Below are 23,308 nucleotides of genomic sequence, written 5' to 3'. Positions count from 1 at the left end.
CCCCCCTCATTTATCTATGAAACTATTATCCTTGCTTAGGCACTTCAATTAAGATGGCATCTCCTTGACCGCCGCCACTGCAGATCGCTGCGATGCCCAATCCCCCTCCGCGGCGTTTCAGTTCATGCATCAGCGTAATGATGATGCGGGCACCACTCGCCCCGATTGGGTGACCTAATGCTACAGCCCCTCCGTTAACATTCACTTTTCCCGGCTCGATGTTGGCAATTTTCCCACTGGCCAGTGCAACCGCTGCAAATGCTTCGTTCACTTCAAACAAATCAATTTCCTCTATCGATTTATCTGTCTTCTTCAGGAGTTCATTTATGACCAAACCTGGCGTTTTAGGGAAGTCCTTTGCTTCCACTGCCACTTCTGCATGACCTAAAATATAGGCAAAAGGTGTTTTCCCTTCTTTTTCCGCACGTTCCTCACTCATCAATACAAGTGCACCTGCCCCATCATTGACACCCGGTGCATTACCTGCCGTAATGGTCCCCTCATTATTGAAGGCTGGACCTAATTTAGCTAACTTCCCGGCAGTTGTATCTTTTCTTGGAGCTTCATCATGTTCAATGGTAATTGGTTCACCTTTTCGTACCGGCACCTGTACGGAAATGATTTCTTCTGCGAGAATACCGCCATCGATTGCCTTTATCGCTTTTTGGTGGCTCTCGTAAGCCCAGCTATCTTGTTCCTCACGGGTGATTTCAAGATCCTCGGCAGTACTGTTTCCGTAAGTCCCCATATGGACGCCCGTAAAGCTGCAGCTTAGTCCATCTGAAATCATCGTATCCCTCAGTTCCCCATCACCCATCCTTAGTCCCCACCTTGCTTTCGGAAGGATATAAGGCGCATTGCTCATCGATTCCATTCCGCCGGCAACAATGATTTCTTCTTCTCCTAAGCGAATGATCTGATCAGCCAATGTGACGCTGCGAAGTCCTGATGCGCATACTTTATTAATGGTTTCCGTTTTCACTTCCCAAGGCAATCCAGCATGTCGGGCTGCCTGACGGGACGGTATTTGGCCTTGGCCTGCTTGAAGCACATTCCCCATGATGACCTCGTCTACCAGGCTGCCTTCGATCCCTGCCCGAACAAGTGCCTCTTTGATTGCTATTCCACCAAGTTGTGATGCCGTCAAACTGCTAAGACCACCGCCAAATTTACCAAAAGGTGTTCTCACACCGCTAATAATCACTGTTTTCGCCATCATTATTTCCCCCTATAAGTAACATTGATTGAACGCTCGCTCAATTTGGAGTAAAAAAAAATAGTGTTGTAAGCGCTTTATAATATATTATATTACACACTTTTCTCAAAAATGAAAATATTTAGTTTATAAAAATTTGAAAATATTGCCTGCTTCCATTTAATCCAACCCATTTAGAAGAAGCAGGCAATTCCATTTAAAATTAAGAGGCAATCGATTTATTTTCACCAATGACCGCTTTTTCCAGTAGTTCAGCTACATCATACGTTTTAACATTTTCCTCAACTTCTTTTGCTTTTGTCCCATCAGATAGCATGGTCAGGCAATAAGGACACCCTGAACTGATCACTGTTGGACTGACGGCTAGCGCTTGTTCGGTACGGGCCACATTAATGCGGTTTCCTGTTTCCTCTTCCATCCACATCAAACCGCCTCCAGCTCCACAGCACATTCCCTTCTCGCGATTACGTTCCATCTCAATAAGTTTCACACCATCGATGGATTGCAAGATTTCACGAGGTGGGCTGTAAACTTCATTGTACCTTCCCAAGTAACAGGAATCGTGAAATGTAATCGTCTCATTCACGGGATACTGAGGCACCAACCTGCCTTCACTGACAAGTGTGGCTAACAGTTCAGTATGATGGTACACTTCCGCTTCCAAGCCAAAATCCGGATACTCATTCTTAAAGATATTGTATGCATGCGGATCGATCGTCACGATTTTCTTAATCTCATTCTTCTGGAATTCTTCTATATTTTTCATAGCAAGCTCCTGAAAGACAAACTCATTACCCAATCGACGCGGAGTATCCCCTGAGTTTTTCTCCTTATTTCCGAGAATTGCAAATTTGACGCCCGCTTCATTCAATAGTTTAGCAAAGGAAAGGGCAATCTTCTGGCTACGGTTATCGTACGATCCCATTGAACCTACCCAGAATAAATACTCGAATTCTTCGTCTGCCTTTTTTAATTCCTTCACGGTAGGGATGCTGACATCTTCCCGAAGGCTTCGCCAATCTTCCCTCTCTTTACGGTTCAGTCCCCACGGGTTTCCTTGACGCTCAATATTCGTCATGGCACGTTGCGCATCAGGATCAAGTCTGCCCTCTGTCAACACTAGGTAACGGCGCATATCGATGATTTTGTCGACATGTTCATTCATTACGGGGCATTGATCTTCACAATTCCGGCATGTGGTACAAGCCCAAAGCTCTTCTTCCGTTATGACTTCGCCAATCAGGCTCGGACTGTAAGCCTCGGTTGCTGCAGCAGATTCCTGCGCCCCCTGTGCGGCACCAGCCAAAGCTATCTTATTTCCCTTCGTATTCCCAAAAACAAAAGATGGCACCCATGGCTGCTTCGTTGTAACGGCAGCGCCTGTATTTGTTAAATGGTCACGCATCTTGATTATGATATCCATCGGTGACAGCATTTTACCGGTGCCTGTAGCCGGGCACATATTCGTACAGCGCCCGCACTCCACACATGCATAGAGGTCCACCATTTGGTACTGCGTCAAATCTTCGATATATTTGGCACCGTAATATTGATTGCCTTCTTTGTCGAAAACCTCTTCTTCCAAATCAACCGGTTTCAACTTCCCTGGATTATCCAGTCGGTTCAGGAATACATTTATCGGACCGGCAATCAAGTGAGCATGCTTAGATTGCGGGATATAAACAAGGAAAGATAATATGATCAGTAAATGCAGCCACCAAGCTACATAAAAAACGACTGTTGCCGCTGTTGACCCCATCCAGCCGAATAAGAAAGCGATGCTTGATGCGACTGGCTCTGACCAAGTTGCATCGTGTCCATGCCAGATCATTCCCATTCCATTCCCCAGTAATACGGTGATCATGATACCGGTGATGAAGATGACAACCAAACCGGCTTTGAAATCCCTTTTCAAGCGAACGAGCTTTTCGACATAACGGCGGTATGCCGCCCACAGGATTGCAACAAGAACGGTGAGCGTCACAATTTCCTGAAAGAAAGTAAAGGCTGGATAAACAGGGCCAAACGGTAAATGCCACCCCGGTCTTAAGCCTTTAACGAAAAAGTCAAGTGCACCAAATTGCACTAAAATGAAACCATAAAATAACATGGCATGAATGATCCCGCTCTTTTTATCTTTAAAGAGCTTCTTCTGTCCAAATACATAAACCCCTATTTTAACAAGACGATCTTTCACACGGTTATCGAATTCCACTTTTTTGCCAAGTTTTATATAAGCTATACGGGTCTTTATCAAGTAGACAAACAAACCGGCGGCGTAAGCGGTTACAAACAGGAATGCAACTAAGTTGATCCACAGTAAACCATTCATTTCCATGCAGTCTTTCCCCCTCTTTAGTAAATTGCAAAATGCCAGGTACCTTTTTGGGAAATTTGGCATTTTTCTGAAATTTGATTAACTCCATTATATAATGAATGAGCATTCAGTCAACTTTTTTCTTTCTAAAACCATTTAATTTTTCTGCACCTTAATATTATAATTCGACAGTTTCTCGTATTACCCTTCTTCATTCTAAAAAAAATGAGAACCCTCTCCCCACTTTTAAATGGTTACTAACAGGGAATTAGAGCCAAACTAAATATAATCATTTAGGGGGGATTTTTTTTGAAGATAATCACTACGATTGCCTCTATATTTTTATTGATCTTCTCTTGGTGCTGGGTTGATCTCAAGATAGGGCATAAGCGTTATTTGAAGCACGCAACCAACATAAAATACCCGCCTCGGAACAGCGACATGACTGTATTCACATCAGGGAAACTCCTGTTTGATGATTACATGAAGGAAGTAGAGCAAGCTAAGGATTCCATCCATATTCTTTTTTATATTGTAAAAAATGATAAATTCAGCAAGGACTTTTTGAAGTTACTGCAATCAAAAGCGGAAGAGGGCGTGGAAGTGCGGCTTTTAGCCGATTGGGTAGGAAGTAAAAAGATGTCCCGCCAAATCATTCAGGAGCTAACTAAAAGCGGTGTTCATTTTTCTTTCAGCTTTAAACCGAAACTCCCCTTCCTTTTCTATACAATACAAAAAAGAAATCACCGTAAGATCACGGTGATAGATGGAAAAATCGGCTATCTTGGCGGCTTTAATATCGGTAAGGAGTATATAAACCAAGGGGAGAAGCTGAACCCGTGGAGAGATTACCATTTAAAAATGACCGGGGAAGGTGTAAAGGACCTTCAGGAAGTCTTCCTCTCGGATTGGTTCTATGATACAAACGAGGATTACAGAGGAACGCCTGCCTATTTCCCGACATTGACTCCCGGAACGCAGGCACAGCAGTTTGTCGTCACGAATGGCAGTGATCTTGAACAGTCACTTACACACATAATTCGGCAAGCCAATAAAAAAATCATTATCGGGACTCCATATTTCATTCCCAGTGAAACTTTATTTCAAGAATTAAGGGAAGCACTTGCACGCAATGTTTCCGTTACGATCATCGTACCTGAAATTTCAGACCATGCCCTTGTCAAGGAAGCTTCTTTCCCCTATTTCCGGGTACTAATAAAAGAAGGCGCTGAAATCATGCAATTCCAAAAAGGGTTCTACCATTCTAAAGTGATTCTGATTGATGATATAATGTGTGATATCGGCACGGCTAATTTTGATAAACGCAGTTGTTTTTTAAATAGTGAAATCAATTGCATCGTATTTGACCGGACATTCATAGAAGATGTAGAAAAGGAGTTGGCGGTGGACCTAGCCGAATCCAAGCCGCTAAACGGGGACGCGCTTTCCAACATGAATGTAGTCCGTTCAGCAAAAGAATCGCTGGCTACCATCCTTTCTCCTTTTCTTTGACATCCCGTTCCTCAAGGAGAAAAATATAATGAAAATAAGATTTGGATTCGTATCCAATGCCACCTGTTTATGGGAAGCTTCTCCGGCTAAGACACTTACTTACAAGCGATATAGTTCACTTGGCGCCGAAAAAGGAATGGAAAAACTCCTGGATGTGACAAGGCAGAACATTGAAAATACCTTAAGGGTCCTTCAATATAACACGGCACACCAAATAGAAATATACCGTATGTCCAGTTCCATTGTTCCTTTAGCCACACATCCCGAAATAGAATGGGATTTCGTTACACCTTTAAAAAAAGAGTGGAAACAGCTTGGTGATTGGGCCACTGCACACAAGATGAGGATCAGCTTTCATCCCAATCAGTTTACGCTGTTTACCAGCCCAAAACCCGAGATTACACAAAATGCCGTAAAAGATATGGAGTTCCATTATAAAATGCTTGATGCAATGGGCATTGCGGACACCTCTTTCATCAATATCCATGTCGGTGGGGCCTATGGTGATAAAGAGTCCGCCCTTGTAAGGGTTCATGACAACCTTAAATCGCTGCCTATGCACGTCAAGGAAAGAATGACTTTTGAGAATGATGATAAAACCTATACAGCATCTGAAACCCTGAGCGTATGTAAGGGGGAAGGCATCCCACTTGTATTCGATTATCACCATCATCTCGCAAATCTTTCAGATGAGCCGCTTAACGAACTGCTCACCGAGGTATTCGCCACTTGGAGACAAGCAGGAGCGGTACCAAAGATTCATATTTCATCCCCAAAATCGGCAGGTGAATTTCGCTCGCATGCAGATTATATCGATTTGGACTTCATCATGCCCCTTTTTAAAGTGCTTAAGGATCTTGGACAGGACGTCGATTTCATGATCGAGGCCAAGATGAAGGATCGGGCAATGTTGCAGCTGATTGAAGATATAGCTAAGGTTCGTGGTGTAAAAAGGGTAAGCGGCGGTGCTGTCGAGTGCTAATTAACCTAAAAAAAAAGCGGCTTGTTTCGTTAGAAACAGCCGCTTTTTCCATTACATTTTTTCCGGTGCCGATACCCCGATGATGGCTAATGCATTCTTTAAGGTAATTTGGACGGATTTGACCAGTCCTAAACGCGCCTTACTTCTTTCCATCTCTTCAACATCCAAAACCTTATCTGCATTGTAGAAACTGTGGAATGTAGAAGCCAGGTCGAATATATAATTCGTCATGCGGTGAGGCATCCGTTTTTCGGCTGCTTCCGCAATTGCCTGCGGGAATTCTCCTAATTTCTTCAAAAGCTCCACTTCTTTTTCAGTAGCTAGGGCAGTGAAATCAGTGACGCCCTCATAGCTGATCCCTTGTTCCACACCTTGGCGTAAAATGCTGGAAATCCGGGCATGGGCATACTGTGCATAATAAACAGGGTTTTCATTGGACTGTGAAACCGCAAGATCCAAATCGAAATCCATATGAGTATCCGCACTTCTCATCGCAAAGAAATAACGGGTTGCATCGAGACCCACTTCATCAATAAGGTCACGCATCGTAACTGCTTTACCGGTACGCTTACTCATCTTCATTTTCTCGCCATCCTTGTACAGGTGAACAAGCTGGATGATTTCCACTTCAAGCTGCTCGCGTTTGTACCCCAATGCTTCGATCGCCGCTTTCATACGCGGTATATAGCCGTGGTGGTCTGCACCCCAGATATTGATCAGCGTTTCAAAGCCGCGCTCCAATTTATTACGGTGATAGGCAATATCCGGTGTCAGATATGTGTAAGACCCATCCTGCTTAATAAGCACCCGGTCTTTATCATCGCCTAGTTCAGTAGAGCGGAACCATGTAGCCCCATCTTCCTCGTAGACATGGCCCCTGTCCCTCAACACTTTGAGTGCCTCATCAATTTTACCGTCTTGATATAGAGATGTTTCGGAGTACCATACATCGAATCCGACACGGAAATTAGCCAAGTCCGTTTTCAGTTTTTCCATTTCATATTTCAAGCCGTACTCACGGAAAAATTCAAAACGTTCCTTTTCATCGGCATTTACATATTTATCCCCAAATTCACTGGCAAGCGTTTTACCGATGCCAATGATATCTTCGCCATGATAGCCGCCCTCCGGCATATCCTTTTCGAGGCCAAGTGCCTGGAAATAACGGGCTTCTATGGAAATGGCCAAATTATTAATTTGGTTTCCTGCGTCATTGATATAGTATTCACGTGAAACATCATAACCTGCTTTAGAGAGGACATTACATAATGTATCACCTACTGCTGCACCACGGGCATGACCAAGGTGAAGATCACCGGTCGGGTTCGCGGAAACGAACTCCACTTGGATTTTTTCGCCTTTACCAAAGTCACTTTCCCCATATGCTTCATCCACTTTCAAAATGACAGGAACCAATTCTGTCAAATAGGAATTATTCATGTAGAAGTTGATGAAACCAGGTCCTGCAATCTCGATTTTTTCGATGGATGCTTTTGAGTTGTCAAAGTTTTCGATGATTGCCTCTGCTATCATCTTTGGCGCTTTCCTTGCAATCTTCGTTAATTGCATGGCCATATTCGTGGAATAATCTCCGTGTGTCTTATCTCTTGGCAGTTCCAATACAACATTTGGAATCTGCTCTTCCGTTGCCAACCCGGCTTTAATGACTGCCGCTTTAATCTCTTCTTTCAGTTTTTCCTGTACCTCTTTTACTATATTCATGCGCTATGCTTCCTCCTTGTAGGAAATCGTCATCTCATATTGACCGGGTTCGCTTCCCTGCATATGTAACGTATATTTAAGGACAAGTTTCCCTTGTTTGGTCTGTTCATCCCATTGATGATGTATCTTCTTCGCGGTCGTCCGTAAACCTAACCTGCCATATATACTTTCATAATGTCCATTTGTCGCTTCCTGCAGGCGGAAAAGCTGCCTCATTTTAACGGCGCCATTTCTAAGCAGGATCGTTTCATCCGGTTTGTGCTTGATGGTCGTTTGTGTTTGACCGGCTTCATTTTCCTCTTTATATTGCAAATATAAATCTGCACCTTTATACATTTTTGTACCAAATGTCACCAGCTCATACGTTTCCGTTTCCGATCCGTGCATGATTTTTGTCTGTAAAGTCACTTTAATAGCATGCTTATCTATATCATGAAGAGTCAAAGCTACACTTCCTTCATCATGTCGTTCTTAACTTTATAAGTATAAATATTCTTCAAGGAAGTTTCAACTTGGAGCGGAAAATAAAGTGTAAATCCAAAAATGTGGGGATAAACTGTCGAAATCATGTTGTTGCCATTCATTCGATTTTAACGCAATAATGACTCATTGAGGCGGAATTATTCAAAAAGGGTCCTTCCGGTATAAAATTCTTTTCCTGAATGGATAAAAAAAGACCATTCCCGCAAAAAAACGGGAACAGTCAAGCCTTCCATCCTTAACCTTTTTGAACCCAACCTAGAATCATTTCGCGAATCAGCTTGCTCGCCGTGTTCGCAGTTTGCTCGGATGGATCATAAATCGGTGCCACTTCTACTAAATCGCAGCCGACTACATTAATCTCGGACCGTGCTATCTCATGAATCGAAGCCAAAAGCTCTTTGGAAGTGATGCCTCCACAATCAACGGTGCCTGTCCCTGGCGCGTGCGCAGGATCAAGAACATCGATGTCGATCGTCACATATACAGGACGACCAGCTAACTGCGGCAGTACTTCTTTCAGAGGTTCAAGAACTTCAAATTTAGAGATGTGCATGCCATTTTCTTTTGCCCATTGGAATTCTTCCTTCAAACCGGAACGAATGCCGAAAGAGTATACATTTTTCGGGCCGATAAGTTCTGCGGATTTACGGATGATGGACGCATGGGAAAGCGGCTCCCCTTCATAATCCTCACGTAAATCTGTATGGGCATCCATATGGATGATGGCCATATCGGGATACTTTTTGAACATGGCTTTAATGACTGGCCATGTGACAAGATGTTCCCCTCCCATGCCCATTGGGAACTTACCTGCATCCAACACGCTGTCGACAAATTTTTCAATCATATCGATACTGCGCTGCGGATTGCCGAATGGTAATGGAATATCCCCGGCATCAAAGAATTTAACTTCCTCTAATTCACGATCTAAATATGGACTGTACTCTTCCAAACCAATCGAAACTTCACGAATCCGGGTAGGGCCGAATCGAGAACCCGGACGGAAACTTACCGTCCAGTCCATCGGCATGCCGTATAGTACAGCTTCTGATTCCTCAAAAACAGGGTGGCTTTTAATGAATACATTGCCTGAATAGGCTTCATCGAATTTCATGGTCCATGCCTCCCTTATTTCACTAAATCTTGAACGAATTTAGGCAGAACGAATGCTGCTTTATGAAGTTCTTTTGTATAATATTTAGTTTCCATTTCGTGGAAACGATCTTCAGTCACTTCTAATGGATTATATTTTTTCGACCCGATCGTGAATGCCCAAAGGCCGCTTGGATATGTCGGGATATTCGCTAAATACAGGCTGGTGATTGGGAATATTTCTTTCACATCACGTTGTACATCGCGAATTAAGTCCGCTTTAAACCAAGGGTTGTCGGATTGTGCCACAAAAATCCCGTCTTCTTTCAAAGCTTTGGAAATCCCGGCATAAAAACCTTTTGTGAATAAATTGACAGCAGGTCCGACAGGTTCAGTCGAGTCAACCATGATCACGTCATATTCATTTTCACTTTTGGCGATGTGCATGAAACCATCCCCAACTTGTACGTCTACACGCGGATCTTCAAGCATGCCTGCAATTTCAGGCAGGAATTTCTTTGAGTATTCGATAACTTTCCCATCGATATCAACCAATGTAGCTTTTTTTACGCTTGGGTGTTTTAGGATTTCACGGATAACTCCTCCGTCCCCTCCGCCTACAACCAAAACGTTTTCTGGATTAGGATGGGTAAATAAAGGAACATGGGCTACCATTTCATGGTAAACGAATTCATCGCGCTGTGAAGTCATTACCATGTCATCCAGCAATAGCATATTGCCCCACTCTTCCGTTTCAATCATATCAAGCTTTTGAAACTCAGTTTGCTCCGTATGTAAAGTACGATTCACTTTCATCGTAATACCAAAATTCTCTGTTTGTTTTTCAGTAAACCAAATGCTCATTTATTAACGCTCCTTTTCCATTTCATATTGTCAGTTACCTTATAGGTTCCCCAAAATCGGTATAGTCATTAGCTAGAAAAATTATAGACGAATCTAGCAGAATTGCAAGATAAATTTCATAAATGCAGTTCTTATGTTTAAAATTTTCTTTTTTTTCCATAATAGTAATAGATACTAGATTCTTACCTGATAAGAGAGGTGAAAGCAATGGAATTGATTCCAAGCGAACGATTTAAAAGGACAACTAAATATGTACGGGCCTTCATCATCCTTGCCACAATCGGGCTCACAATACTCTTTGTATTGCTTCTCTCTTTACTGATTTATGCAAAAATATTAGGTCCTCCCCCTTTGGTCGTACCGCAGTCCACTCTCTATTATAGTGATAATGGAAATGTGATCGGTGAAACAGATAATGGCCAGAAACGTTATTGGGCCGGAATGGAATCGATTTCACCACAGCTCATCCAAGCGACTGTCGCCGTTGAGGACCGCCAGTTTTACACTCATAATGGATTTGATATAAAGCGGATCGGCGGTGCCATCCTTGCTGATATTAAGGCAATGTCCAAAGTCCAGGGTGCAAGCACCATAACCCAGCAGTATGCCAGGAACCTGTTTCTTGGGCATGACAAAACGTGGTCGCGTAAGTTTAATGAGGCTTTTTATACGATACGTTTAGAAATGAACTACTCCAAAAAGGAAATTCTAGAAGGCTATTTAAATACGATTTACTATGGCCACGGCGCATATGGAGCCCAAGCTGCAAGTCAATATTACTTTGGCAAGGATGCCAAGGATTTGACTCTTCCTGAAGCGAGCATGCTGGCCGGAATACCAAAAGGGCCGTCAAACTATTCACCATTGGATAACTTTGGAAAAGCGAAATCCAGGCAGAAAGTTGTCCTGCAAGCCATGAAAAACCAAAACTACATTTCAGGAAAAAATATTGCGGAAGCATTGCGGACATCCCTTACATTAAAGGGCGAGCACGGAACGGTCACCAATAAGACCGCTCCCTATTTCCAAGATGCCGTCAAACAAGCTTTAAAGTCCCAGCTTCATTTGGATGACCGGACGATCGAGCTCGGCGGGCTTAGGGTCTACACCACACTGGACGAAACCCAACAGGATGCAGCCGAAGAGGTTCTTTCCAATACCATACCCAAGTCTTCAGGCATTCAAGCCTCGATCGTGGCAATGGATCCTGATTCCGGGGAGGTCCGTGCGCTCGTCGGCGGTAAAGATTATGCCGAGTCGCCATTCAATCGAGCTACACAGGCCGTTCGCCAGCCTGGTTCAACCATGAAGCCATTGCTATATTATTCAGCGCTGGAGAACGGGTTCACACCATCCACCACCTTAAAGAGCGAGACAACTACATTTTCTTTCGATAATGGTCACTCATCATACACACCGCATAATTACAACCATCAATATGCGGAAGGCGAAATCACGATGGCCCAAGCCATTGCTCTTTCCGATAATATCTTCGCCGTAAAAACGCACTTGTTCCTTGGGGAACAGACATTGGTCGATACGGCGCAACGTTTCGGAATCACGGCAAAGATGGATGCGGTTCCTTCCCTGGCACTCGGTACGTCAGGTGTAAGGGCGATTGAAATGGTGAACGCATACAGCATTCTGGCCAACGGCGGCAAGAAGGTTAAGCCCGTGTTTATCAAAAAAGTTGAAAATCAAAAAGGTGAAGTGATTTTTGATGAAAATGAGAAACCGGAACAGATTTTGGATGAGGACAAGGCATTTGTCATGACCCAGATGCTTACGGGTGTTTTCGATGAAACCTTAAATGGCTATACAAAGGTGACCGGCAGCACCATCAATTCCCAGCTAACCCGCCCATATGCCGGCAAATCAGGGTCCACCCCGACGGATAGCTGGATGATCGGTTACACACCGGGGCTTGTTGCAGGAGTATGGACTGGATATGATCAAGGCAAAAAGATCGAGATCCCTGCAGAAAAGGGCTATGCAAAGAAAATCTGGGCTTCCTATATGGAGAAGGGCCTGCAAGGGAAACCGGCAAAATCGTTTAAGGAAACCAAAAACGTAATCGGGGTGAAGGTGAATCCCGTTAGCGGAAAATTGGCCACAAAGGATTGTCCTGTTTCAAGATTGACTTATTATGTTAAAGGAACCGAACCTGTCGAATACTGTGCCGAGCACTTTAAGGGTGAGGATCCGAAACATGCCCCAAAAGAAGAAGAACATAAAAAGGCCCCGTGGTACAAAAAAGTCTTAAAACCTTGGGGATAACGAAAAACCCCCGAAGCCGGCAAAGGCTTCGGGGGTTTTTCTGTCCTAGTTCCACAGTGACTAAACTGCTGTCTTTAAGTTTACTGATTTTATCGCTTTCCTACAAGTGCATTTTTCACTAAACTTAACATTTCATCCATTAAACAAGATTCAAACCGTCAAAGACTCCTTCAGCTGATCTGAAGAGCGCTCCCACATTCCTTCATCATGGTTTTTCAGGAAGTCTGCAAGCACACGCTTTGATTTATCGTCCATGTCCTCGACGATGATTTTTCGTTTCAGCGATTTATCCATCCGGTTGACATGCTCCGGAAGCGATTTGTAACCGCGTCTAATTGACCTGTCGACCATCATTTCACATGCTGTCACACCTGCATAGTGCGGACCGTTTTGAGTGGCTTCAATGGTCACCCAAACAAGCCAGTAAGGTTTGGCATTCGGGACTTCCTCTTTAGTCTTTAAAAACTTGATCCCTTTTTCCACTGCACTTCTTGCATGCATCGCGCCGATATCGACCTCCGCTTCACCTGCATCCACATCGATGATGACCGGCGAAATATTATCGAGCGTTAAAACCCCTGCTCCATATCCGCCATGACCTTCTGTAGGGTCGTTTTTTATAATATTGAAGCCTACCTTTTTCTTTGGTTGTTCTTCCATGTTTGTATCCCCCTTTATCGTTTGTCATTCCTTATTATTGGTTAAAAAAACAAAAGTGAAAAAAATTGACTCAAGATGCCTCCTACAAATTTAATGCCAGTATCCAAAATCGGTCTGATTGTATAATCGCCAAGCGGTGTGATGATCAGAATCAAAAAAATCAGGGAGCCATATTGTTCATACTGGGTCATTTTTGCCCGAAAGTCCGCTGAAACAAGATCCTGTACGATCCTATAGCCATCGAGCGGCGGCAGCGGTATCAGATTAAATACAAATAAAAGGACATTTAAATTTATGAGTATATTTAAGAAAGGCTCGACGAAAAATGGTAAATCAGGTCCAACGCCTGCTGCAAGCAATCCGTAAAAGATTAAAAACCCAAAAATTGCAACAATCAAATTACTGAACGGACCGGCAAAAGAGACGAGCACTCCTGCCAATTTTGGATTCTTGAAATGAAAACGATTAACCGGCACAGGTCTCGCCCAACCAAATCCGGCTATTAATATCAGCAATGTCCCGATCGGATCCAAATGGGAAATCGGATTCAATGTGACTCTTCCTTCATTTTTTGCAGTCGGGTCACCGAACTTATAGGCCACATAAGCATGGGAAAATTCATGAACCGTAAAAGCGATTAACAGTGACACAATGACATATGGAAGCTGCTCCAAAGGATAAACCAAAAACCGTTCTATTTGCTCCAAGAATTGCATCGATAGCTTCTCCCCCATTGTTTATTACCGTTAGTATACATCAAAAGTCCAAGAAGTGAAAAAACTCTGACTTCCGTGTCTTGCAATTCTTTTTCCATTGTGAAACACTACAAGATAAGAGAGGAAGGGGGAAAAGAGATGCCATATGTAACAGTCAAAATGCTTGAAGGCCGTACAGACGAACAAAAAAAGGCTTTAGTCGAAAAGGTGACTGCAGCCGTTACGGAAACAACTGGAGCACCAGCTGAAGCCGTGACGATTTTCATTGAAGAAATGTCAAAAAATCATTTAGCGGTAGCCGGTGTCCGTAAAAGCGATTTATAAGCTTTACATAATGGGGAAAAGCTAAGCCGTCAATTCGGCTTAGCTTTTGTTTTTAACTGCTCAATATATTCATATGCCTCATCAATTTCTTCAAGCGTATATTTTTGTTTGCTTTTCAGCGTGAAAATCTTCTCGGTGACTTCCTCTTTTTCAAGCGTGTCGAAGTATAACACCGTTGAAACCAGCTCCAAAAACCGGGCATTCTGTTCGTTCATATCCAATAAGCATGCCTCAAGTGCCGGCATCTCCACTTCCTGTATGGATAGGAAATCCTGGCCGGCATCCGTTATCGAATAACAATATTGATAATAGCCTGCTTTTTTTTCCCTCACTTCATTCAAGTAACCCATTTCGCAGAGCTCTTCAATCCGTAAGGTCAACTCCTCCGAATACGGTCCGTAAAAGTGAAATTGAAACTTTTCATGAAATGGGAAGGAAAGCTTCTTCGCGATATAAACGATTTTTTGCAACTTTTTCCGACCCGAGATTTCACCTGCAGTAGAAATTGCATTGATAATGTTTGCATGATCCTTAAACAAGGCTCGTCACTCCTCACCAAAAATGTACCACTTTAATCCGATAGCTCCAAAAGCTTACGAATCTGTTTTTTTATATTTTTCTTCGTAGATTCATCACGCAATAAATCCGCTGGATAATACAACTTATGATCCGTTCTTCTTTTCCCTGAAATTGCATCGACAATTTCGGATTCACGTGATAATTCACGAATTTCGCCATTATTTTTCAGCAAGTGAATCGGCAGTCTCTCCTCTTCCTCACCTGGCCGGTAAAAATCATACGGCAGATCTGATGAAGAATCGACGACAAGATAATAATCCGGATCGATGCCTGCCTTCTTGAATAGCGTCCTTAATTCCATCAACCTGTTCATTTGACTGTTCGATGGATGGAATTCCACATATTTAAATAGTTTACGGTTAACGAAGCGAGTGCATAAATCTTTTAAAATCGCATCGTTCTCCTCTTCCCATGCTTCGAAATAATAGAGCATCACCGCTTCATCCATTTTCAAGTAGTCCGTTAAAGTCACTTCTCCCTTGAACAATGAATAAAAATGGTGCGGTTCTTGAGCAAACTCATAACCGGATTCATATAAATGCTTCGCCCTATGTAGAATCTTGGTAAGTATGACCTCCGCACTTCTCGTAACTGGATGGAAATAAACCTGCCAGTACATTTGGTAGCGACTCATGATGTAATCCTCAACCGCATGCATCCCGCTTTGTTTTATGACGGCATGTTCTTCCCTTGGCCTCATTACACGCAAAAGCCTTTCCATATCGAAATGTCCATAACTAACGCCAGTGAAGTAAGCATCACGCTGTAAATAATCCATTCTATCAGCATCGATCTGACTTGAAATCAGGCTGACTACTAATTTGCCTTTATAGGTTTTCGCTATGACTTCTGCCACTTTTTTAGGAAAATCACGTCCAACTCTAAGGAGGATCTTATTCACTTCCGTATCGCCGAGGATTATTTGCCGCGTGAATTGCTCATGATCCAGGTCAAACACTTTTTCAAAAGAATGAGAGAAAGGACCATGTCCCAAATCATGCAGCAGTGCTGCGCATAAGGATAGTAACCGTTCCTCAGGTTTCCATTCCGGTCTGCCCTCGAAAACATCATCCACGATTCTCCGGACAATCTCATATACCCCAAGCGAATGGCTAAGCCGACTATGTTCCGCACCATGAAAGGTCAAATAAGTCGTTCCCAGCTGTTTGATCCTTCTAAGACGCTGGAATTCCTTCGTCCCTATTAAATCCCATATAACCCGGTCACGAACATGTATATATCGGTGCACCGGGTCCTTGAATACCTTTTCTTCTTGTAATTTTTCGCCGGAATATTCCATGAACTTCCCTCTTTTTCATAATCTCGATGCACTCATTATAGCGTGTTTTGACAAAAAACCCTAACATCCACCTTGCTAGCAAGAGAGGTCCTTTTGTAAGAAAACGGAAGTTTCAGTCTGATTTTGTCTTGAAAATAAGAAAATAAAAAATCACCGCAGTGTGTTGAATTCTGGGTGATGATCACTTGTTCCATTTATCTTAAGCAAACGATCCACTCTACCTATATATCATGGATCCTACTTTAGTTTTTTATTGATTTTATCTAGTAACTCGTCTTCTGTCGGTGCAGCAACTGGACGGTTATTGACAAAGGCAAAAGACTTCTTTCTGCCAGGACCGCAATAGGATTGACAGCCCACTTCAATTTTCGCGTCGGGATCAAGCTTTTCAAGACGCGGGATCAATGTTTTAATGTTTACCGCCAAGCAGTCATCGCACACTCTGAATTCATTGGACATCCTCCGGTCACCATCCTTTCCATGACAAACTATTTTTCACCCATTTATATGACTAAAGGGTATTTTACCGCTTCTACTTATGAATATCAAGAGGGCTTGATCATGTGAATTTGAAAGGGCAGCCGCTGTAAAAGGATGTAATTAATCAAAAAACTAGTATCCTTTTAACCTTTTTGTATAAAAAATCCAGATTTTGTCCAAAATGCTAGTAGAACACTCCATAAATCACTGCCACACGATATTTTATATAGTTATTTATTTTAAAAGTTACCAGAAAGGGAGTATGTAGAAATGAAGGTTCGTCAAGACGCCTGGACAGAAGAAGATGATTTACTTTTGGCTGAAACGGTATTGCGCCATGTGCGGGAAGGCAGCACTCAGCTTAATGCTTTTGAAGAAGTAGGAGATAAGTTGAATCGCACCTCTGCAGCATGCGGATTCCGCTGGAATGCAGTTGTCCGACATAATTATGATAAAGCGCTTTCCCTTGCCAAGAAACAGCGTAAGCAGCGGCAAAGGATCCTTGGAAAAGATCAAGGAGGGAAAAAACGGCTTCTTTATACACCGCCGTCCCCAACGATTTCCGACATAATGGTTCCCCATGTACAAGAAGAGGAACTAGAGGTGAAATCCGAAGTCGATACAACCAATTATGAAGCAGCAGAGGAATTCGTTGTGGCTGAAGCCCTCGCTCCTAAGACACAGCACACGCCAGTGACTCTGGAAACGGCCATGAGCCTCGAGGCCGTCATCGCTTATTTGGAATCCATGAACGCCCGCATGCTTCAAGCTGAAGTATTAAAAACCGAAAATGAAAGATTGAAGCTTGAAATTAAAGGGCTGAAAAAGCGAAACGAAGATTTGGAGAATAAAATCAGCCACCTGGAACAAAACAGCGGCTTGATGCAGGAAGATTATGAAACTTTGATGAATATCATGAATCGGGCAAGAAAGCTGGTCTTGTTAGAGGAAGAGGAACGTCCGGCAACGAAGTTCAAGATGGACCGGAATGGCAATTTGGAAAAAATGGCCGAGTAATAAGATAATGTGGGGTTCAGTTATAATAGATCAACCACATGCCAAAGGCCGTTTCACCCATGTTTATCTTAAAAAAGGGAGCCGACAAGGCTCTTTTTTTTCATTGTTTCGAGAACTCCGCCTATCATACAGGCCTTTTACAGTTTCAGTGAATGCTAAAGTCGTATTTAATGAAAAAAACCGATCCTGAATTACTGGAACGGTTTCTTTTATATCAATCCTTTAATGCATCGAATACTTTTTCATTACGTTCCACCACTCTTGTCAAGTATGCCTCATACATCGGCCATTCCTGAACGGAAAGAGTGTCAGAGAATATCCTTTCACTATGTTCCTTCAATACATGCAGGAATCTGAGCATAACGTCCTGAACACTCAATTGCACGCCCAACAATTCCGTCAGGGACGCCATTACCGAAGGGACGATATCAGGATAAGCGAATTTGGTTTCTGCATTTCCTTTAGCTGCATCATAAAAACCCTTCACGAGGCTGGCACGTTCAGCCCCGCTTCCATTGACACACAAATAGATTTGCACCGCTACGCCATTGCGGATCCGGCGTTGGGATATCCCGGCAAACTTTTGCCCATTAATACTTAAATCATAACTTCCAGGACAATAGGAACCGACGATTTCCCTTGCCTCCATCGTGACCGGGAAATCGGCAAACATCAATTGGACAAGCTCCCACATCGCATCATATCCACGATTGATTTCAATTTTCTGCTCGTTTTCAGGAAAAATGAGCGACAAATTAAGGACACCCTCATCCAGCACGACTGCCAGCCCCCCTGAATTCCTCACGATGGCCTGAAAACCATGTTCTTCTAAATGATCCAGTCCCTTTTTAAGAAAAGGCAACTTCGTATCCTGAATACCCATGACGATGGTTCGATGATGTACCCACGCCCTCGCTACGGCCGCTGATTTACCTGACCCTACGGAAGCACAAAATGTATCATCCATCGCAAAGGACTCCAGGGCTGGAAACTGAGGCCCAACGGAAGATTGATCAATAATCCTCCACTCTTGCTGCATTAATAATGAATCTGTTTCACTCATACGAATCTCCCTCTACATTTAATCCTCAGGCTGCCTATTGATACTGCGCCACAAATCCCTGTGCCGCTGTAATGACAGCCAGTTTATATACATCCTCTTCACTGCATCCCCTCGAAAGGTCATTCACCGGACGGTTCAGCCCCTGTAGGATCGGACCGACCGCTTCGAAGCCGCCCAAGCGCTGTACCATCTTATAGCTAATGTTCCCTGCCTCGAGACTTGGGAAAATAAAAACATTCGCATCCCCCTGAATAAGGGAATCCGGCGCTTTTTTTCTTGCTACCGAAGGAACGAAAGCTGCGTCAAACTGAAATTCCCCATCAAGAATGACTTCAGGGGCCCTTTCTTTTGCCAAATCGACAGCATCAGCCACTTTTAAGGTTTCGGGGGATGTTGCCGACCCCTTCGTCGAAAAGCTCAGCATCGCCACACGCGGTTCGATATCGAACATTTGTGCAGTCTTCGCACTTTCGATAGCAATTTCAGCTAAATCTTGGGAATCGGGGTTTATATTGATCGCACAATCTGCGAACACATATTTTTCTTCATCCCGGACCATGATGAATACTCCCGATGTTTTTTGGACGCCTGGCTTTGTTTTTATGATCTTTAAGGCGGGGCGAACCGTATCGGCAGTCGAATGCGTTGCACCACTCACCATTCCATGTGCCAGTTTCATATGGACGAGCATGGTTCCAAAGTAGTTCTCATCCATTAATATTTCCCGTGCTTGTACCTCGGTCGCTTTACCCTCACGGACCTTCACGAACGCTTCAACCATTTCATCCATCATGATATAATTCTTCGGATCATATATTTCGATTGCATCAAGGGAGATTTTCATATCCTTTGCCTTCTCTTGAATCAACCCGATATCCCCGATCAATACCGGTGTCACCAGTTTAGCTTTGGCAAGCCTTGCTGCCGCTCCCAAAACCCGTTCATCCAGCCCTTCTGGAAAAACGATCTTTAAATTATGCCCCATAACTTTCGCTTCCAGTATTTCAAATAAATCACCCATTGGCTCTTCCTCCTTTTTTAGATACGTTTTCCCTCTTTCCTTCAATATTTAACCATCCGGTGAAAATCCATAGTCGTCTTCTTTTAAGAATACTCTAGCAGCCAGGTAATTTCCAGCCACTTTGGTACCCTGCCAATCCGCCGCAAATTTGAAAATTGTTTGAACACCGAAAAACAGTGATGGTGTTTGCGGGTTGATATAAATTTCCTTATACTGAAACTATGTTATATTAAAGTTATAATAAGACTTAGGAGTGATCGTAATGAGTGAAGCAGCACAAACACTGGACGGCTGGTATTGTTTACATGATTTCCGTCTGATCGACTGGGCTTCTTGGAAAACGTTATCAAGCGACGAACGCCAATTGGCCATCTCGGAATTCCAAGGTTTACTGGATAAATGGAATATGACACAAAGCGACAATGAAGGCAGCCATGCCCTATATTCCATCGTAGGTCAGAAAGCGGACTTCATGCTTATGTTTGCCCGCCCAACCATGGAAGAATTGAATGAAATTGAAAACGAATTCAATAAAACGAAGCTTGCCGAATATACAGTTCCCGCTTATTCATACGTTTCCGTCGTGGAATTGAGCAATTACTTAGCTGGAGGAGATGGTGAGGACCCTTACCAGAACCCTCATGTCCGTTCAAGACTTTATCCGATACTTCCAAAAGCGAAACACGTATGCTTCTATCCAATGGACAAGCGTCGTGATGGCGATGATAACTGGTATATGCTTTCCATGGAAGAGCGCAAAGGCTTAATGCGTTCCCACGGCTTGATTGGCCGCAGTTATGCCGGTAAAGTAAAACAAATCATTTCGGGTTCTGTCGGTTTTGACGATTATGAATGGGGCGTTACACTTTTCGCAGATGATGTCCTTCAATTTAAAAAATTAATCTATGAAATGCGTTTTGATGAAGTGAGTGCACGTTACGCTGCATTTGGTTCTTTCTTTGTAGGCAATATCCTGCCGGAAGAAAACGTACCTTCATTCCTATACGTATAAGACGATGGGCTTCCGGTTTCCGGAAGCTTTTTTTGCGTCCCCTCCTTTTTATTTTTCCCCGGCTGTGGAATAAATCCAATCCACATCCCATACATTTTCAATAGTGATGAATTTATTTTTTCACAGTCCCATTCAGCATCAGGAAAATTGATCAAGGCAATTCCTGACTCCAGCGAGGTGAAGGAACGTTACTTCTATTCATTGGCCGGCAAGAGGATATGGTTTATATCATGAACGGCAGCCGTTATGTATCGCTTAACTTTCATTGTGGTTTTTTAAGCCACCCGGGGATTGTCCAGAAAACATATACAATACTACCGGTCGCTATAAATCGCACAGTTTCTCCCAGTCCACACTCTTGGATTGTCCAAATTCCACAGCATCAACTAAACCTTGAATTTAGGAGGGAATGCAATGTCACAAAATAATCCTTATGGTAACTACCCGTACGGGGGAAGCCCCTATTATCCCTATGAGAATAATGATCCTGAACTAAGGCAGCAGAATCCTAGCCCGCAACAAGGTTACCCGCAGCAAGGGTTCCAACAGCAAGGATTCCAGCCACAACAGCCCACTATGGCAGGCACGCCACAACAAATGCCGATGCAGGTGAGTCCAGCCACTTCCGGGCCACAGATACCTGGCATGCTCCCGATCGAAGCGTCATACATCGAGAACATCTTGCGATTGAATAAAGGGAAATTAGCCACTGTTTATACAACGTTTGAAAACAACAAGGAATGGAATGCTAAGATCTTCAAAGGAATCATCGAGGCTGCAGGTCGCGATCACTTGATCATAAGCGACCCTCAAACGGGAAAACGATACTTAATCCCGATGGTATACTTAGATTATATAACGTTTGATGAAGAAATCGAATATGAATATCCATTTGGAGGCGCTGGGCTTGCCACCTACTCGCCAAGGTGAAGAAAATCCAAAAAAGAAGAGCCTCAGAATCCATTTGATTTTGAGGCTCTTCTTATATTGGAATGAATTTTTTCATTACAAGTATTTATATGCAGCAATGATCATCAAAACCCAAGCAACCAAGAATGAAACCCCGCCAAGCGGTGTGATGGCCCCAAGGACTTTGATTTGCGTAACGCTTAGAACGAATAGGCTTCCGGAAAACAGGATAATTCCTATTAGCATAAGCCAGCCGGACCAGTTGATCAGCGGACTTGAGATTTTCCCAGCCAATAAACCGATTACCAATAAACCCACTGCATGGAACATTTGATATTGAACAGCGGTTTGCCAGGTTTCTAAATATTTATCAGGAATTTTCCCTTCCAGTCCATGTGCGCCGAATGCACCTAGTGCCACAGCAATAAACCCATTCAATGCACCTAAAATGATGAACAGTTTCAATTATTTCGCTCCCCTTCCCTCATTTAAAAATCGAACAAGGACTCCCCATTGGCTTCATCCATTTTAACCGGTTCTACATTCGGTGTAGCCGACATAACGGGCTGGGTCAATGTGATTGGCTTCGGCATGCTGATGTTCGCCGCTTTTTCATCCACCATTACTTCACAAAGGGACTTAATGGCGATTACATACCCCTGCACCTTATCCTCTGAATTTGCCTGTTTCGCTTTTAAAACAAGCTCTTCGATTTTATCCAACATTTGTCTTGATGAAATATCCAACTTTACCACCTCGTCTATATACAGGTCAGAACTATCATAACTAGCATAGCAAAAATCAGAGAAGAAAACACCTTGCATATTTCCTACCTCTTAATTGGCTTGGCTTGAAATTTCAAGCATGGCTGTCCTGAAGAATGAAAGACATCAAGAGAAGGCTGGTTTGATGTTTTAAATTGAAAAGCACGGCAGCCCTTTGGAAAACTGGGATCCCAAGTTATATAGAAATGGCGGCACGCCATACAATTCACCCGTTTCATTTTCTTGCCTATATCATCGGTTCGAGATTTTCCAATCAATTGGGGATTCCCCCATTTCCACCAGCAATTGATTTGTTGTGGAAAAAGGTTTGGTGCCAAAGAAACCACGGGATGCCGACAGCGGACTCGGATGTACAGACTTAATGATTTTATGACGGGTCTCATCAATTAATGGGATTTTGGTTTGTGCAGGTTTCCCCCACAGGATGAATACAACAGGTTTCGGACGGTCATTCAATAGGTGAATAACTTGATTCGTAAAGATTTCCCATCCTTTTCCGCGGTGTGAGTGGGCCTCTCCCTCACGGACAGTCAAGACGGTATTCAATAGAAGCACTCCCTGTTTTGCCCATTCGACTAGGTAACCATTATTCGGAACCTCATAGCCTAGATCTGTGTGTAACTCTTTAAAAATATTTCTTAAAGAAGGCGGGATGCGAACCCCCGGCTTAACTGAAAAACTAAGGCCATGTGCTTGACCAGGGCCATGGTATGGGTCCTGTCCAAGGATGACAACCTTTACGTCTTCATAAGGAGTATAGTGAAGTGCATTGAAAATATCGTCCTGATCGGGATGAACGACCTGCTGGCTGTACTCTTGCTTTATGAATCCCCTTAGCTCCTGGTAATATTCTTTTTTGAATTCCTCTTCCAATAGAGGCCACCAATCATTTGTTAATAATTGCTTTGCCATCTGTCACAGCCCCTCTCCACTTTTTGAAACTATATTATATCAAACTTCATCGCCTTGCCTTTTTC

Annotated in this window: 23 protein-coding genes; 7 read left to right on the top strand and 16 right to left on the bottom strand. The window is 43.3% G+C overall.

Annotation, left to right across the window (positions count from 1 at the left end):
* Positions 1-25 precede the first annotated feature (25 nt).
* Both N0M92_RS11940 and N0M92_RS11935 read right to left on the bottom strand, forming a co-directional pair.
* Positions 26-1,216 (bottom strand): acetyl-CoA C-acetyltransferase, encoded by a 1,191-nt coding sequence (locus N0M92_RS11940; RefSeq protein WP_260285880.1) that lies wholly within the window; start codon positions 1,214-1,216, stop codon positions 26-28.
* Between the two features lie 202 nt (positions 1,217-1,418).
* On the bottom strand, positions 1,419-3,548 hold the full coding sequence (locus N0M92_RS11935; RefSeq protein WP_260285902.1) for a heterodisulfide reductase-related iron-sulfur binding cluster: 2,130 nt from the start codon (positions 3,546-3,548) through the stop codon (positions 1,419-1,421).
* A gap of 294 nt (positions 3,549-3,842) precedes the next feature.
* Between N0M92_RS11935 and cls the strand changes: the two genes are divergently transcribed.
* Both cls and uvsE read left to right on the top strand, forming a co-directional pair.
* Positions 3,843-5,045 (top strand): cardiolipin synthase, encoded by a 1,203-nt coding sequence (gene cls, locus N0M92_RS11930; RefSeq protein ID WP_260285879.1) that lies wholly within the window; start codon positions 3,843-3,845, stop codon positions 5,043-5,045.
* A gap of 28 nt (positions 5,046-5,073) precedes the next feature.
* Complete coding sequence (gene uvsE / locus N0M92_RS11925) at positions 5,074-6,027, top strand: UV DNA damage repair endonuclease UvsE (RefSeq protein WP_260285878.1); 954 nt, start codon at positions 5,074-5,076, stop codon at positions 6,025-6,027.
* A gap of 51 nt (positions 6,028-6,078) precedes the next feature.
* Here the strand turns inward: uvsE and argS are convergent, their stop codons facing one another.
* From argS to speE, 4 genes are all read right to left on the bottom strand, one after another.
* Positions 6,079-7,749 (bottom strand): arginine--tRNA ligase, encoded by a 1,671-nt coding sequence (gene argS, locus N0M92_RS11920; RefSeq protein ID WP_260285877.1) that lies wholly within the window; start codon positions 7,747-7,749, stop codon positions 6,079-6,081.
* Between the two features lie 3 nt (positions 7,750-7,752).
* Positions 7,753-8,193, bottom strand: a complete 441-nt coding sequence (locus tag N0M92_RS11915; protein WP_260285876.1) for a DUF1934 domain-containing protein — start codon at positions 8,191-8,193, stop codon at positions 7,753-7,755.
* Positions 8,194-8,467: 274 nt separating this feature from the next.
* Positions 8,468-9,346, bottom strand: coding sequence for an agmatinase (speB, locus tag N0M92_RS11910; RefSeq protein WP_192207282.1), 879 nt, complete (start codon positions 9,344-9,346; stop codon positions 8,468-8,470).
* Between the two features lie 14 nt (positions 9,347-9,360).
* Positions 9,361-10,188 (bottom strand): spermidine synthase, encoded by an 828-nt coding sequence (gene speE / locus N0M92_RS11905; RefSeq protein ID WP_192207283.1) that lies wholly within the window; start codon positions 10,186-10,188, stop codon positions 9,361-9,363.
* Between the two features lie 207 nt (positions 10,189-10,395).
* Between speE and N0M92_RS11900 the strand changes: the two genes are divergently transcribed.
* A complete protein-coding gene (locus N0M92_RS11900; RefSeq protein ID WP_260285874.1) occupies positions 10,396-12,465 on the top strand; it encodes a transglycosylase domain-containing protein in 2,070 nt (689 codons plus the stop codon).
* A 150-nt stretch (positions 12,466-12,615) separates the two neighbouring features.
* On the opposite strand, the gene N0M92_RS11895 is transcribed toward N0M92_RS11900, so the two are convergent.
* Together N0M92_RS11895 and N0M92_RS11890 are read right to left on the bottom strand one after the other, a co-directional pair.
* Positions 12,616-13,125, bottom strand: a complete 510-nt coding sequence (locus N0M92_RS11895) for a YwhD family protein (RefSeq protein ID WP_260285873.1) — start codon at positions 13,123-13,125, stop codon at positions 12,616-12,618.
* A 41-nt stretch (positions 13,126-13,166) separates the two neighbouring features.
* Positions 13,167-13,841 (bottom strand): site-2 protease family protein, encoded by a 675-nt coding sequence (locus N0M92_RS11890; RefSeq protein ID WP_397443840.1) that lies wholly within the window; start codon positions 13,839-13,841, stop codon positions 13,167-13,169.
* A gap of 138 nt (positions 13,842-13,979) precedes the next feature.
* Between N0M92_RS11890 and N0M92_RS11885 the strand changes: the two genes are divergently transcribed.
* Complete coding sequence (locus N0M92_RS11885; RefSeq protein ID WP_034315897.1) at positions 13,980-14,165, top strand: 2-hydroxymuconate tautomerase; 186 nt, start codon at positions 13,980-13,982, stop codon at positions 14,163-14,165.
* Between the two features lie 29 nt (positions 14,166-14,194).
* Here the strand turns inward: N0M92_RS11885 and N0M92_RS11880 are convergent, their stop codons facing one another.
* From N0M92_RS11880 to N0M92_RS11870, 3 genes are all read right to left on the bottom strand, one after another.
* A complete protein-coding gene (locus tag N0M92_RS11880) occupies positions 14,195-14,704 on the bottom strand; it encodes a YwgA family protein (protein WP_076368383.1) in 510 nt (169 codons plus the stop codon).
* Positions 14,705-14,736: 32 nt separating this feature from the next.
* A complete protein-coding gene (locus N0M92_RS11875; protein WP_192207285.1) occupies positions 14,737-16,044 on the bottom strand; it encodes an HD domain-containing protein in 1,308 nt (435 codons plus the stop codon).
* 237 nt (positions 16,045-16,281) lie between these two features.
* The gene (locus N0M92_RS11870; RefSeq protein WP_048683566.1) at positions 16,282-16,503 is read right to left on the bottom strand and encodes a DUF1450 domain-containing protein; all 222 of its coding nucleotides are present in this window, start codon (positions 16,501-16,503) and stop codon (positions 16,282-16,284) included.
* 291 nt (positions 16,504-16,794) lie between these two features.
* On the opposite strand from N0M92_RS11870, the gene N0M92_RS11865 reads away from it, so the two are divergent.
* The gene (locus tag N0M92_RS11865) at positions 16,795-17,541 is read left to right on the top strand and encodes an RsfA family transcriptional regulator (RefSeq protein WP_260285872.1); all 747 of its coding nucleotides are present in this window, start codon (positions 16,795-16,797) and stop codon (positions 17,539-17,541) included.
* Between the two features lie 214 nt (positions 17,542-17,755).
* Here the strand turns inward: N0M92_RS11865 and N0M92_RS11860 are convergent, their stop codons facing one another.
* Positions 17,756-18,604 carry a lipoate--protein ligase family protein gene (locus tag N0M92_RS11860; RefSeq protein WP_260285871.1) on the bottom strand — a complete coding sequence of 283 codons (849 nt, stop codon included), beginning with the start codon at positions 18,602-18,604 and terminating at the stop codon, positions 17,756-17,758.
* A gap of 34 nt (positions 18,605-18,638) precedes the next feature.
* Positions 18,639-19,625: a phosphate acetyltransferase gene (gene pta, locus N0M92_RS11855; RefSeq protein WP_260285870.1), complete on the bottom strand. Its 987-nt coding sequence runs from the start codon at positions 19,623-19,625 to the stop codon at positions 18,639-18,641.
* Between the two features lie 262 nt (positions 19,626-19,887).
* Here pta and hemQ point away from each other — a divergent pair, with 262 nt between their 5' ends.
* Together hemQ and gerQ are read left to right on the top strand one after the other, a co-directional pair.
* The gene (gene hemQ, locus N0M92_RS11850; protein WP_260285869.1) at positions 19,888-20,637 is read left to right on the top strand and encodes a hydrogen peroxide-dependent heme synthase; all 750 of its coding nucleotides are present in this window, start codon (positions 19,888-19,890) and stop codon (positions 20,635-20,637) included.
* Positions 20,638-21,051: 414 nt separating this feature from the next.
* The gene (gene gerQ, locus N0M92_RS11845) at positions 21,052-21,567 is read left to right on the top strand and encodes a spore coat protein GerQ (RefSeq protein ID WP_260285868.1); all 516 of its coding nucleotides are present in this window, start codon (positions 21,052-21,054) and stop codon (positions 21,565-21,567) included.
* A 75-nt stretch (positions 21,568-21,642) separates the two neighbouring features.
* On the opposite strand, the gene N0M92_RS11840 is transcribed toward gerQ, so the two are convergent.
* From N0M92_RS11840 to N0M92_RS11825, 3 genes are all read right to left on the bottom strand, one after another.
* Positions 21,643-22,011, bottom strand: coding sequence for a DUF423 domain-containing protein (locus tag N0M92_RS11840; RefSeq protein ID WP_076368389.1), 369 nt, complete (start codon positions 22,009-22,011; stop codon positions 21,643-21,645).
* A 23-nt stretch (positions 22,012-22,034) separates the two neighbouring features.
* Entirely contained in the window at positions 22,035-22,292 is a 258-nt protein-coding gene (locus tag N0M92_RS11835) for a YwdI family protein (protein ID WP_076368544.1), read from the bottom strand.
* Positions 22,293-22,562: 270 nt separating this feature from the next.
* Positions 22,563-23,243, bottom strand: a complete 681-nt coding sequence (locus N0M92_RS11825) for a uracil-DNA glycosylase (protein ID WP_260285866.1) — start codon at positions 23,241-23,243, stop codon at positions 22,563-22,565.
* Positions 23,244-23,308: the final 65 nt, after the last annotated feature.

It is taken from the genome of Peribacillus aracenensis, assembly GCF_025175645.1.
In the GTDB taxonomy this organism is placed as follows: Bacteria; Bacillota; Bacilli; order Bacillales; family DSM-1321; genus Peribacillus; species Peribacillus aracenensis.
The sequence above is the reverse complement of the archived record's forward strand: the minus strand, read 5'-3'. Positions and strand labels throughout refer to the sequence as shown.